The 13,509-nt window shown below is 45.5% G+C and carries 10 protein-coding genes; 2 read left to right on the top strand and 8 right to left on the bottom strand.

Going from position 1 to position 13,509, the window contains the following annotated elements; all coding sequences use genetic code 11:
• Positions 1-98: 98 nt before the first annotated feature.
• Complete coding sequence (gene dnaQ, locus F0261_RS12900; RefSeq protein WP_171338158.1) at positions 99-818, bottom strand: DNA polymerase III subunit epsilon; 720 nt, start codon at positions 816-818, stop codon at positions 99-101.
• Between the two features lie 111 nt (positions 819-929).
• Here dnaQ and rnhA point away from each other — a divergent pair, with 111 nt between their 5' ends.
• Positions 930-1,400 carry a ribonuclease HI gene (gene rnhA / locus F0261_RS12895; RefSeq protein ID WP_014979088.1) on the top strand — a complete coding sequence of 157 codons (471 nt, stop codon included), beginning with the start codon at positions 930-932 and terminating at the stop codon, positions 1,398-1,400.
• 22 nt (positions 1,401-1,422) lie between these two features.
• Here rnhA and F0261_RS12890 read toward each other — a convergent pair whose 3' ends face one another.
• Positions 1,423-2,400, bottom strand: a complete 978-nt coding sequence (locus F0261_RS12890) for an NAD(P)H-quinone oxidoreductase (protein ID WP_061094833.1) — start codon at positions 2,398-2,400, stop codon at positions 1,423-1,425.
• A gap of 256 nt (positions 2,401-2,656) precedes the next feature.
• Here F0261_RS12890 and F0261_RS12885 point away from each other — a divergent pair, with 256 nt between their 5' ends.
• Positions 2,657-3,850 (top strand): class I SAM-dependent rRNA methyltransferase, encoded by a 1,194-nt coding sequence (locus F0261_RS12885; RefSeq protein WP_171338157.1) that lies wholly within the window; start codon positions 2,657-2,659, stop codon positions 3,848-3,850.
• Positions 3,851-3,950: 100 nt separating this feature from the next.
• Here F0261_RS12885 and F0261_RS12880 read toward each other — a convergent pair whose 3' ends face one another.
• The 6 genes from F0261_RS12880 to F0261_RS12855 all read right to left on the bottom strand — a co-directional run bounded on the left by F0261_RS12880 (position 3,951) and on the right by F0261_RS12855 (position 13,194).
• On the bottom strand, positions 3,951-4,208 hold the full coding sequence (locus F0261_RS12880; RefSeq protein ID WP_171338156.1) for a DUF2061 domain-containing protein: 258 nt from the start codon (positions 4,206-4,208) through the stop codon (positions 3,951-3,953).
• 280 nt (positions 4,209-4,488) lie between these two features.
• Positions 4,489-4,791: a PilZ domain-containing protein gene (locus F0261_RS12875; protein ID WP_014949177.1), complete on the bottom strand. Its 303-nt coding sequence runs from the start codon at positions 4,789-4,791 to the stop codon at positions 4,489-4,491.
• Between the two features lie 257 nt (positions 4,792-5,048).
• Positions 5,049-9,044: an ATP-dependent RNA helicase HrpA gene (gene hrpA / locus F0261_RS12870; protein WP_014979084.1), complete on the bottom strand. Its 3,996-nt coding sequence runs from the start codon at positions 9,042-9,044 to the stop codon at positions 5,049-5,051.
• Between the two features lie 100 nt (positions 9,045-9,144).
• Positions 9,145-10,491: a Na+/H+ antiporter NhaC family protein gene (locus F0261_RS12865; RefSeq protein ID WP_014979083.1), complete on the bottom strand. Its 1,347-nt coding sequence runs from the start codon at positions 10,489-10,491 to the stop codon at positions 9,145-9,147.
• A gap of 391 nt (positions 10,492-10,882) precedes the next feature.
• Positions 10,883-12,193 (bottom strand): helix-turn-helix domain-containing protein, encoded by a 1,311-nt coding sequence (locus tag F0261_RS12860; RefSeq protein ID WP_014979082.1) that lies wholly within the window; start codon positions 12,191-12,193, stop codon positions 10,883-10,885.
• 89 nt (positions 12,194-12,282) lie between these two features.
• Entirely contained in the window at positions 12,283-13,194 is a 912-nt protein-coding gene (locus F0261_RS12855) for a diguanylate cyclase (protein ID WP_171338155.1), read from the bottom strand.
• Positions 13,195-13,509 lie beyond the last annotated feature (315 nt).

Here is a 13,509-nt window from a genome sequence, read left to right as displayed (position 1 = left end):
AAAATACTTCAACGAGAAGCCGGATATACGGACGCAAACCATTTTAGTCAAAACAGCATGTTTACTCTTGCAATAATGGGGGAGACCATATACAGGCCCTAGGACACCTCTTCAGGCTGAGGACGCCATAAACATTTGCCACCCGCTTTTTCGACAATATCCAAGCGAGCCTCATGCTGTGTTATTTCATCGGCGGAGGCTTTAATAACCTTTAATTTATTTGCGCCTCGGTTAATTCTACGAATGGCAGTTGAGTCAGCATCGGTGCCAGAGCTAGACGCCAGTTTAAGCTTGGTTTGCCCGCCGGTCATCAACAGGTAAACATCTGCCAGGATTTCCGCATCCAGCAAAGCGCCGTGGAGGGTACGATGACTATTGTCTATCCCATAACGCTTACACAAGGCATCGAGGTTGTTCTTTTGGCCTGGGTGCATTTGGCGAGCAAGAGTAAGTGTATCTAGAACATCGCAAATTTGGTTAGTAATAACGCCTTTGGTAGACGCTTCCATGCCAAACTCGTGATCCATAAACCCCACGTCGAAGGGCGCGTTGTGAATGACTAACTGTGCCCCTTTGATAAAGCTCACAAACTCCTGAGCCACTTGAGAAAAGGTAGGCTTGTCGGCAAGAAATTCATTGGTTATACCGTGGACTTCAATTGCCTCTTGTTCAATGTGACGGCCCGGATTGATGTAAACGTGAAAGTGATTCCCCGTCAATCGGCGGTTAACAACTTCAACACACCCTATTTCGATAATGCGGTGGCCTTCTTTGGGGTCAATACCTGTGGTTTCAGTATCGAGAACAATTTGGCGCATGGAACCTCTACTATAATTACACTTTCATTTTTTGATAGTATATCAACCCCTTCGCAATCCGCTAAGGGAAAAGACAATATAAATTAAGCCAGTTAAATCAAAGGAAACGCTGTGGCTCAAAAGACCATTCATATATACACCGACGGCTCGTGCTTGGGCAACCCCGGACCGGGCGGGTACGGAGCTGTACTGATTTACAAGCAGCATAGAAAAGAGTTGAGCGACGGCTTTGCCCACACAACTAATAACCGTATGGAACTATTAGCCCCTATCGAAGCGCTCAATAGTTTAAACGAACCGTGCAACGTTGAATTAACTACCGACAGCCAGTACGTAAAAAATGGTATTAATCAGTGGATCCATAACTGGCGCAAGAACGGTTGGCGCACGGCAGATAAAAAACCCGTCAAGAACGCAGATTTGTGGAAGCGACTAGATGAAGCGGTAAAAAAGCATCAGGTAAACTGGCATTGGGTAAAAGGCCATTCGGGGCACCCTGAAAATGAGCGCTGTGACGACCTGGCCCGCAATGCGGCAGAAGCCAATCCAACGAAACCCGACGAAGGCTTCGTTGGCAATTAGATAAGCTTACTGCAAAGCGCATTTACCAAGAAAGAACCAACTTGCCCTGCGTATCGTTGTTTTCCAAACGCACGTGGGGTTCGCTGATATCTTCAATGCTATAGTGAGTATCGATATTCACCCTAAGCTCTTTATTCTCAAAAGCGGGCAAGCATACGGTAGTAAAGTCACGAATTAGATCAGCTTTATAATCGTCGCTTCGATTTCTAAGTGTCGTGCCAATAATGGACGCCCTTTTACCTAACAGCATAGCCATATCGAGGTTGTCAGCATATCTCCCTGCCAGCATCGCTAAGTAAACCACTTTTCCATCTTGTTTCAGTATTTTAAGGTTACGGTTGAGGTAGTCGCCACCTACCATATCAAGCACCATATCAACCCCTTCAGGCCAGACTTTTTTAAGCACATCATCAAACTGTTGCTGCTTATAATTGATAAGATGCTCTGCGCCATTGCTTTCACACAACGAAAGCTTATCTTGGCTTGAAGCCGTTACCGCGCTGTGTACGCCCCAATATCGACAAAGTTGCGTGGCAGCCAGCCCTACACCGCTTGCACCGCCATGAATTAACGCCCGTTCAGCCGGCTTTACATGCGCGATTGTGCGCAAACACTGAAATGCCGTAAGAAACACTTCGGCCAAACCCGCCGCTTCAAAAAACGGCATGCCTTTGGGGATGGGCATTAAATGGGCTGGATTAACCATCACTTCAGTGGCATAGCCGCCACCTGCAACCAAACCAAATACTTCGTCACCTTCTTTAAATGCAGTAACGTCACTGGCAACCTCTGACACCACGCCAGCTACCTCTAACCCAAGAATATCGCTCTCGCCTGGTGGAGGTGGGTAATTCCCCTGGCGTTGCAAGGTATCCGCACGATTCACCCCAAACGCTTTTACGTCAACTTTTACTTTCCCTGGTGCTAGCGACAGCCCTTCACATTCCTTTACAACAAGTTCACTTGGGCCGCATCCTTTTTCAAAATCGACATATCGCATAATTTACATCCAATCCTAGTCTTAAATTTTAATCGTAATTTGGCTACGTACTTTTATATCAAACAGTTTGGGTTTGTTTTGTGTTTATACCAGTCCGGATAGAGCATTTTAACTCTCGCTGAGTGGGTAATTATCTATGCAGATTGGTATTATTAACACAGAACTTATGAAATTGCGTATAATCGCGACAATTCTCATAAGCGAGTAAAATCGCTTAACTCTGTTTCACATTTATTAAATTAGTACGAGAGCCTTCATGTCAGCACAGGTCATATTACAGCCATCCAGAGACAAATCACTTCGCCGCAAACACCCTTGGGTATTCGAAAGCGCTGTGGCTGAACTAAAGGGCCGCGCGCGAGTTGGCGATACGGTAGACGTATTTGACTCTGAAGGCGACTGGTTAGGGCGAGGCGCTTACTCTCCAAATTCAAAAATTCGCGTTCGTATGTGGACATTCAAGAAAGACGAAAGCATTGATAACGGATTTTTCCTACGCCGTTTAGAAACTGCACTAGCCCTTCGCAAACGCTTGTTTGACCCAAACAAAACCAACGCGTTTCGCTGGATAGCGTCTGAAAGTGATGGCCTTCCAGGGATCACGATAGACCTATACGACAATGTTGCAGTACTTCAGCTTTTGAGCGCGGGCGGCGAAAAACACAGAGATAAGATAGTGTGGGCAATTACTAAGCTAATGCCTAATGTACACATATACGAGCGAAGCGACGTGGACGTGCGCAAGAAAGAAGGTTTAGAGCCTGTAACTGGTGTACTGCATGGTGAACCACCTATGCAAGTTACAGTAAAAGAAAACGGCATCAACATAGTGGTTGATATCGAGAACGGCCATAAAACCGGTTTTTATCTAGATCAGCGAGACAGTCGCGCGGCGGCTGCACATTATGCGAGAGATGCCGACGTACTCAACTGTTTTAGCTACACAGGTACGTTTTCTTGCTACGCACTTGCTGGCGGTGCTAAATCTGTTACTAACGTTGATGTATCTCAGCCTGCTCTTGATTTGGCTAAGCACCATGTAGCCATCAATGGTTTAGACGAAAACAAAGCCAATTACGTAAACCAAGACGTGTTTAAGGCACTCAGGGAGTATCACGAGCAGGGCAAACAGTTTGATATGGTGATACTCGACCCGCCAAAGTTTGTCGACAGCAAGGCAACATTAAACCGTGCTGCCCGCGGCTATAAAGACATTAATATGTACGGCATACATGCTGTTAAATCTGGTGGGCTGCTGCTTACATTTAGCTGCTCTGGCCTTATGCCGGCAGATTTATTCCAGAAAGTTGTGGCAGACGCTGCACTTGATGCAGGTCGTACTATCAAAATTATCGCAAGGCTTAATCAAGCCTCAGATCATCCTATCATTGGCAGCTATCCAGAAGGCTATTACTTGAAAGGTCTAGTGTGTGAAGTCACCGACGACTAACTATTAAAAAAGCGCCCTTGTTGATGTATAGGGCGCTTAACGAAATCTATTGAGCTAACATTACGTTGTGCGAAAAGCTTACGAAGGTAAATCCATTCCCCTAAGATGCAAAGGTTATCTCATTGTTAGAAAAGCGACTTGATAACTGTTGTGAACTGTCATCTGATTGTTCCTTAACAACACCCTCTTTTTTTTCAACTTTCTTCCACACCATCTCGTGAAAATAAAACGCCACGGTATTAATGGCTGGCTCAACCAACGCTACAGCACCGCCTACTACCACACTTCCTGTCAGTAAGTAGGCAACCGTAAAGGCCACTGAAAAGTGCATCACTGCAAAGGTCATCGTCTTTTTCATAATCATCACTCTCTCAAAATATTAAATCAGTTTGCTTTCGCATTAATGAGAATTATTAGTAATTAAGACTGAGAGTTAAAATAGAAAAAACTGAACGGCCTATTCGGTTTAGTATATGAAAGCTGAAAGACTGTTTTCAAACCACAACGGGCTGGTCAACATAGGAGTGTAAAGAAGCAACACCGCGAGTACGTCATTGCTGTAGACCCTGACGCTTTGTGTTTTTTAGTTAGACACGAAAAGGCGAAGCTTTTACCCCGCCCTAACACATTAGATTAGACTATTTCATCTGAGAAATTTCGACGCCTATAATGCAGCTTGACTCGGATTCAGGTTCACAGCGCACAACAGTCGCTAATGCTGCCAAAGATGGGATTTGCGAACTAGATGACTCTATTGCAACACTCACTTGTGTACCCACCTCAATTGAGGGTTCATCGACTTCTAAAGACATACCTGTAGCACTGATATCTCTACACATTGCCTGCATGGTGCGGCTCGACTCATCATCAGTAATTTGCAACTGACAAGGCGAATTTACCATCATCCTGAAAAAATTTCGCTTATCGTCGTATCCCAACATGTCTACTTCTCCTGATTTTTAGCGTTACGCTGACGACTACATCTGATGTTATAGGGCGATGCCGGTAACTTGTCAATCGGACTGTATAATATTTATTCAACAATTATTAAAAGTGTACTTTGGTCTAATTTCGACTACCTTCCCACTTAAATCAGCGACTCAGCCGTTTCTGCCCGCTGTTTTGTTTGCCATGACGAATATGTGTCCTCATGCCCTAGCCTGGCTCATTGATGCTACCTTACACCTCAGGCCCTTTTTTAAAAGTCAGCGAGGTGCAAAGTGATACGCTTAGCCGAAATGGGATATGCTGTGCCAAGCTGCTGGGCAAACAAAGAAACCCGCAGTTCTTCTATCATCCAGCGCACGTCATTAAGAGCTTGAGGCAGTTTACCTTTGGGGTATTTGCTGCACGCTTTTTCCCATTCTTTAATCGACTTTTCTACCGTTACCTGATGCATTCTGTCTTTGTTGGGATCAATGGGGAGCTTCTCTAACCGACGAGCTAAACCTTTAATGTAACGATTCCAATCATCTAATCTGCTCTCGCCAATTTCAGAAACAAAACCAGGAAAAACTAACGATGCCAAGTGGGCTTTACAGTCACCTAAGGCGTTTATCATCGTCAGCGGCACGTTACCTTTCATTTGCTTCTGGCACTGGTGCGCGAGGGTAAGCCCCTGCTCCACTTGTTTGGCAATCTCTAACACTCTGTCATTAATGTTTGCACGAGCAATCTCTAAACAGGCTTCAAAATCGGCTTTGCTGCGAATGTCGGTGTTATTGGTTTTGCAGTAATCACTGACGATGGCGTCGATACCCGCAAAAATGCAATCATCAATTAGCGCTTTCACTTGTCCAAATGGGTTGAAATACAAACCCAGTTTGGCTTTATTAGGTAATTTGCTTTGCAAATAATTAAGCGGCGAAGGCATGGCGTTTTTAATCAAGACATTCACGCCTTGCTTATGCAGCACTTGGGCTTTATCTGCTTCTTCAATGAGCGCGATATCTACCTTATCGCCCTTTTGTACCAGAGCCGGGAACGCCTGAACTTCAAACCCGCCTACTTTCTGCACGAAGGTTTCTGGCAAGCTTTCGAAATCCCATTGTTCTATGTTATTTCGCTCTAACTCCGGTGTTGCGGCTTTCTCAAAGGTTTGTTTCACCTGCCCTGCACACTGCTGTTTAAGCGCGTGAAGGTCGTCACCTTTAGCAATATCATCGCCATTATCGTTAACTACCGCAAAGTGCATTTTCAAATGCTTATCAAGCTGATCTAGATTCCACTCTTCGCTTTCAATAATTACGCCCGTCATTTTGCGTAACTTATCGGTTACAGCTTCAAGCAGCGGCACCGGACGGTTGTTCTTATCTGTTTCACTGATATCAGCAAGGCACGCCTCAGCAAAATTAGGCGCAGGCACAAAGTTACGACGCAAGCGTTTAGGCAAGGTTTTAATTAAACCCACAATTAGGTCGTGCCTTAGCCCCGGCACCAGCCAATCAAAACCTATATTGTCGACTTGGTTAAGCACAGGCAGCGGGATGACAACAGTTACGCCATCGTCTTCAGCGTTAGGTTCGAAGTTATAGCGAAGCGGCAGCGTAATATTGCCTTGGCGCCATACATCAGGAAATGCGTTTGCTACCGACTGCCCAGGCTGCTGACGATATACGTCTTCTTCTTTAAACGTTAAACTGTCGTTGCTTCCGTGTTGCTTAAACCACTTCTTAAACGCCGCGTCGTTGTTGGCTTCAACTGGAATACGCTTCGCGTAAAAGCTTACCAGTTCTTCATCATCGACTATCAAATCGCGACGACGGGTCTTTTGTTCAAACTCGTCTGCCTGCTCAAGCAGCGCCTGATTTTCCTGTAAGAAGCTGTAATTGAGCTTAGTATTGCCTTCGACTAGCGCTTCGCGGATAAATAGCTCGTGGCAAATTGGAGGGTCGATGAGGCTATAAACCTTCGCACGCTTCATCACTATGGGTAACCCGAACAAGGTTACTTTTTCGAAGGCAATCACCGCACCGCGTTTCTTCGACCAGTGTGGCTCTGAATAGCTTCTTTGCACAACATGCTCGGCCAAAGGCTCTACCCATGCTGGGTCTATTTTTGCCACCATACGAGCAAATAGCTTAGAGGTTTCTACAAGTTCAGCTGCCATTACCCATTTTGGCTGAGACTTTGATAGCCCTGAACCCGGGAAAATAAGAAAGCGCGAATTACGCGAGCCCATATACTCGCGCTCTTTATCTTTAAAGCCCATGTGCGACAGCAAGCCGCTGGCGATGGCTTGGTGAATAGCCTGATAGTCGGCTTCTTGCTTTGAGATGCCAAAGCCCAGCTCAGCAATAGATTTTTTGAGCTGGCTAACAATGTCCTGCCACTCACGCATACGTAAATAGTTGATGAAATTTTGCTTACACCATTTGCGCAATTGGTTTTGGCTGAGTGCGTTTTGCTGCTCTCTAAACGCCCCCCACAAGTTGTAAAGACTGATAAAGTCAGAATCCTTATCGTGGTACTCGCTGTGCTTCTCGTCTGCTTGCTGGCGTTTTTCCTGAGGGCGCTCTCGCGGATCTTGAATTGAGAGCCCCGCTGCAATCACCATGACTTCGCCTAGCGCATTAGTGCGTTCGGCTTCAATCACCATGCGTGCATAGCGAGGGTCGATAGGCAAACGTGCTACTTGACGACCTAACGGAGTAAGCTGCATTTTGCCGCTTTGCTTGGTTTTCCGGTTATCTTTGCCTTTCGCAATAGCTTGAATTTCTTCAAGTAAACGGAAACCGTCGTTGATATTGCGGTTATCAGGCGGCTGAACAAATGGAAACGCAGCGATGTCGCCTAACCCTAAAGCAAGCATTTGCAAAATAACCGACGCTAAGTTGGTTCGCAGGATCTCTGGGTCGGTAAATTCTGGGCGGCCTAAATAGTCTTCTTCACTATAAAGACGAATACAAATACCGTCAGACACACGGCCGCATCGCCCCGCCCGCTGATTCGCTGACGCTTGAGAAATGGGCTCAATAGGTAAACGCTGTACTTTACTTCTAGCGCTGTAGCGTGAAATACGGGCAAAGCCCGGGTCAATGACGTATTTAATGCCGGGGACCGTGAGCGAGGTCTCTGCCACGTTGGTGGCAAGGACAATGCGCCTACCGCTGTGAGACTGAAATATCCGGTTTTGCTCTGCCGCCGACAACCTCGCATACAGCGGAACAATTTCAGTGTTGCGATAATGCTGTTTGCTCAAGGCGTCTTGGGTGTCGCGTATCTCGCGCTCCCCGCTTAAAAACACTAAGATATCGCCCGGCGCTTCACGCATTAGCTCGTCGACAGCATTTACGATGGCATCGCTTTGATCAATATCGTCATCATTGTCTTCTGGCGCGTGGTAGCGAATTTCTACCGGATAGGTACGTCCGCTCACTTCGATAATAGGCGCATTATTAAAATGCTTAGAGAATCGCTCTGGGTCGATAGTAGCTGATGTTATGATGAGTTTTAAATCAGGGCGCTTATCTAAAAGCTGACGCAAATAGCCTAACAAAAAGTCGATATTAAGGCTTCGCTCGTGGGCTTCATCGATGATGATAGTATCGTATTGATTTAAAAAGCGGTCTTGCTGCATTTCAGCTAGCAGCATACCGTCGGTCATAAGCTTAACGTAGCTTCGCTCGCTTACCTGATCGCTAAAGCGAATTTTAAAACCCACCTTTTCGCCAAGCGGCGTGTTGAGCTCTTCGGCTATACGGGTGGCTACACTTCGCGCCGCTAATCGTCGTGGCTGGGTGTGGGCTATCATGCCATTAACACCGCGACCTAACTCTAAGCATATCTTAGGTAACTGCGTAGTTTTACCCGACCCAGTCTCACCCGCAACAATCACCACTTGGTTATTCGCAATCGCTTCTTTGATATCTTCTTTTTTATCGCTAACCGGCAGCGGTGGGTATTCAACTTTGGGTAGGTTGTCTTTACGCCATTTGCGTTTTTCTATTGATGTATTAATGTCGCCTTCGAGCTTTTCAAACTGTGCTTTTAAGCTTTCATCGCTAACCGCGCTATCACGTTTTGAAACTTTGGGATTAGCTGCTTTTTTCTCCGCCCCTTTTCCGTCAACACCAGATGTATCATTCACTTTTTGTGCAAGCTGTGTAATGCGGCGCTTCAAGCGAAATTTATCTGCGCTCAAACAATCATCTAGTTTGTTGTAAAGAGGTTTTATTGCAAGTGTTGAAGACAAAGTGACATCCTAAAGCGTGTTTCTAATCATCAATAAAATTCGGGCGGTGATCCTAGAAGATACCGCCCTAAAAAGCCAGCGTGTTAAGCGTTACGAGAATTTAAGCGCTTTGGGTTAATTCATCGTCTTGGGGCGTTTCAAAACGGGGAAAACCGAACCAAATGGCCGCCACACCAAACACGAAAATCAGCATGGGATACCAGCAGTACGGTGTAATAGCTAACGGTGAAATACCTACTACGGCTGCGGCACTTAAAAGCTGCGCACCGTAAGGGACTAAACCTTGGAAACTGCACGAAAAGATATCCAAAAGTGATGCAGTACGACGAGGGTCAACGCCGTATTTTTCGTTCAGGTCTTTAGCAATTGGGCCTGCGGTAACAATCGCAATAGTATTGTTCGCCGTTGTAACGTCTAAAAAGCTAACTAAGCCAGCAATACTGAACTCAGCGCCTTTCTTTGACGTGACTTTACGGGTTAAACGCTCGATTAACCAGGTTATACCGCCGTTAGCGTGCATAAGCGCCACAATGCCGCCTATGGTTATGGCGATCATCGCTAAGTCTTGCATCCAGCCCATCCCTTTTTGGATGCTCTGCATCATTGAAAGTGGCGTAAAGCTTCCTTGTAGCAAGCCTACTACACAGGCACTGGCAATACCCACTGCAAGTACGCTAATAACGTTAAACCCTGTTAGCGCAAAAGCAATAATGCACAAGTACGGTACTATGCGCCAAAAATCGTAGCTGCCACCTTCAACAATACCAGAAGTATCAACATCCACCATAAGCAGCAACGCCATAGTAACGATGCAGGCCGGCACAGCAACCATTAAGTTTGCCTTGAACTTGTCTTTTAGCTGAACGCCTTGGGTACGGGTTGCGGCAATGGTGGTGTCTGAAACAAACGAGAGGTTATCACCGAACATTGCGCCCCCCACCACAATACCAAGCGCCATTTCCACCGGCAGCCCTAAACTTGTGGCAAGACCTGCACCTATGGGCGAGAGCGCGGTAATGGTGCCCATGGACGTGCCCATTGAAAATGATATGAAACAGCAAATCAAAAACAGGCCTGGCAATATAAGTGCAGAAGGCACAAATTGAAGTGCCATATTCACCGTGGCATCCCGAGCGCCAATATCTATAGTCACCGCATAAAACGCACCGGCTAACAGGAAAATAAGCACCAAAAGAATAATGTTTTTATCGCCACCGCCTTTGCAAAACGTTTGTACTTTTTCAGAGAAGCTGACCTTTTTCCCTTTCGGGTTTAAACATAGCCCATAGCCAGCGCTGATAAAAAACGCAACCAAAATAGGCATCGCAGTGATGTCGTTTGTAGTAATGCCGGTTACCACAACAAGGATCACAAAAAGCAAAATAGGCGTTAAACCTAGCGGGTTAGGTGCAATAGAATTTGGTGCAATGTCTTTATTTTCGTGCACAGAAAACTCTCTTTTTGGGTTTTATTGCCTGCTAGCAACAGTTTAAAGGCTACGCGGAAAAGCCACCTGCCGGTTGCAAATGCGTAAGAAAAAGCTTCAACGAAACCATATTTTGACGGTCTTGAACAGTGAAAAGCTAAAGCTGCAAAGGATAAAAGGTTTTTAAAGCATTGAAAAGAAATTTACTTTCCAATAATTAACTCATCTGCACTGTGCCAGACGCTACGATTAGATTTCGAGTTATTAAAGGAGTGAAGCTACAACCATTTAGCCGTAGAACGCGACTGCCGCCTAGCTATTTTTCATAGCTGTGTTGCATAAATGTTTGGCATAAGTGTGTGGCATAGCTCTGTTACGTAGAAATATGGAGAGGCGCTATCAGTCATTCACGTTAAATTCTAAGCTCGCTAGGGGTTTTACCTGTAAGCCGTTTTACCGTTCGTCGAAAGTTAGGCAAATCGTTAATGCCCATTGCATTGGCCGCAGCCTCGTTACTCACCTTGTGCACCGATAAAAGTAAAAGCGCATGATTGCGCTGAACTTCTTCAGACAGAGCGCGATAGCTAGTGCCGAACTCTTTTAATTTCCGTTTCAGCGTTGCTACGCTTACGTCTAGGGTTTCCGCCAATTCGGGTAATCCGATATTTGCTGCCTGTGTGTTGGAGGATGCATAAACATAACGCCTCACAAAATCAGGCAAAGACAAGCGGTTTTGCAATTCAATAGAAGCCCCTTCTTTTGTTTGCGTTGCGCTATTACTAACGACACCTTCCATAGAAACATGTGATTCAGCAGAACAATCCGACTGAGCTGTTAGCTCCAAAGGTTGGCGTAATACGTCTTTCTCAATCCAAATACTGTTAAAAGCGCGATTAAACGATAACTTAAGCCCAAGGTGGGTTTCGTAATCAGCAATATTTCTTGGTCGACTCTCGGTAAAAGAGAAAGATAAACGAATTCGCTTATTTGCTATACTTTTCATAAGTGCAACAACGCTTGCGAATGCCAATTCAATGGAGAACTGAAGCTGTTTGCTGCTTACCCCTGTAAACTGAGGCACTAACATTATTTGGTCTGCGTTTTCAAAACGCTGAAACTGACAGAGCGGTAGGCTACACCACCGGTATGTTTGGCGTTGAGTCAGCTGTAAAAGTAGCTGCTCTACATTTTCACATGCTTTGAGCGCATTAAGTGGACTAGATAGCCACTGCGAGGCGAAAGCTCCCCCCAGCAAAAAACTAACGTCGCCGCCTCTCGCCTGGCTTTGAACATTCACTAACAGCGATGAATATTGATTTATGCTTAATAGTGATTGGTGTTGCAACGCATCTTCAAAAATACCTGTACCGCGCAAGAGCTTATTTTTATTCGCGCCACGAGAGAGCGCCACATTAAGTGCTGCCCGCACTAACCAATACCCAACTATTACTTTATCTTGGCTAGACATCACTACATTAGCACTACCAGCACTATCGATGACACCCATGTCTAGCTCATTAGCGTCATCTTTTACAGTGACACCCATGTTAAGCATATCAGCATCGCTTTTTACAGGGACACCCATGCCAAGCGCTTTAGCATCATCTTTTAGAGAGACATCCACTCCAGAAAGACGAGTTGAATGACGGTACTTAGCACCTGCAATTGCAGCTTCGTCCTCAGAGTCTCGTAGTGCGTTTAGTCTTGGTAACATTAAATCCATAAGTTACTCGCTGCAGGCATCTTCATTCATCTTCACCGGTTACCCCTACCAAATTACTATCGCCAAATACACTGACCAAACCGGCCTAATTACGCTGCGCTACCATGGGCACGCTCAAGTTCTAAGAGCATGGTGTTAAGCACTGTCGCAAGGCGTTGGTTAGGTAACAAAGTCACTTGAGTACTGCGAGCGGTGGTGTAAATAGCGTTTGCATTTTGGCTGTGTCTAAACGCAAGGTGCTGAATGCTCACTTTGATATCGTTGAGGATAACGTCAGCCTGCATGGGCGATACGTCTGGTATCAGAATAGCAAACCTATCACCGGCATAGCGGCACGCTAAATCTTGCTGACGCAAATTCATGATCACCAATTGCGCAATATCGTGCAGATACCTATCGCCTTCTGTATACCCATGTTTTTGGTTGAACAAAGAGAAGTTATTGATATCGATAATGGCGATGACAGCTGACTTGCCAGACTGCTGTAATTTATTAATTTGTGTTTTCCAATACTCTGCGCGGTAAAGCTGAGTGATGGGATCGATAGCATCGTGATCGCGAAAGTCCCATTCTCTGCGTCGTAATTGCAAGTTTAACGCGCGCTGCTCTAGGTGCCACTGATACAGTGCCGCGGTCATTACTACCATACCAACAGCCGCAGGATAAGACTCAATCATGCTTAGCCAATAAGCCTCTTCGGGATAATGAAAAAACTCATCCAAGAAATCTAAACTGACTGAAAATAGAAAGAAGCCGAGTCCTACCGTGAGAAGGCTCGTTACTTTACCTGGAGGACGGCTGGCAAGCGCAGCTAGCATCCACGCCAAAGTTAAAAAAGCAATGCTTCCCTCCCCCACAATATCGAGGCCTGATATCACGGTGCTTTCTTTTGCATTGCCAAAAATAAAAGCTAAACAAACCGCTAACGCCACTACGCAAAATGTAAATGCTAGCCAAAGCTTGTGATGCCTAAATTGTGTTGAATTTGTAAAGGTAAACATAGTGCTCTCTTTGGAAATCTCTTGAATTGGATACATCACGCGTTAGTCCGGCCACCGCCAGCGTTTATAACAAAACGAGAGTCTTGCCCAAATCTGATGAAACTGTCGAGGGTCAGTTTGGCTCAGCAATGTGACATCTTGATGGCAGCGAACTTTAGGAGCATAAAAAAAGACACAAGAACCAAACAAAATCAGTAATTTAAGCAAGGGTCAATTTAGCTCAGCCAATTGTAAATAGGCGACAATTACCGATAGTGTACCGCTTGTTCCATCAAATCGTCATATAACTGTCATACAGGATTCTTAGGGTACTCA

It is taken from the genome of Alteromonas sp. 07-89-2, from assembly GCF_013113925.1.
In the GTDB taxonomy this organism is placed as follows: domain Bacteria; phylum Pseudomonadota; class Gammaproteobacteria; order Enterobacterales; family Alteromonadaceae; genus Alteromonas; species Alteromonas macleodii.
This window is presented reverse-complemented; position numbering and strand designations above follow the sequence as displayed.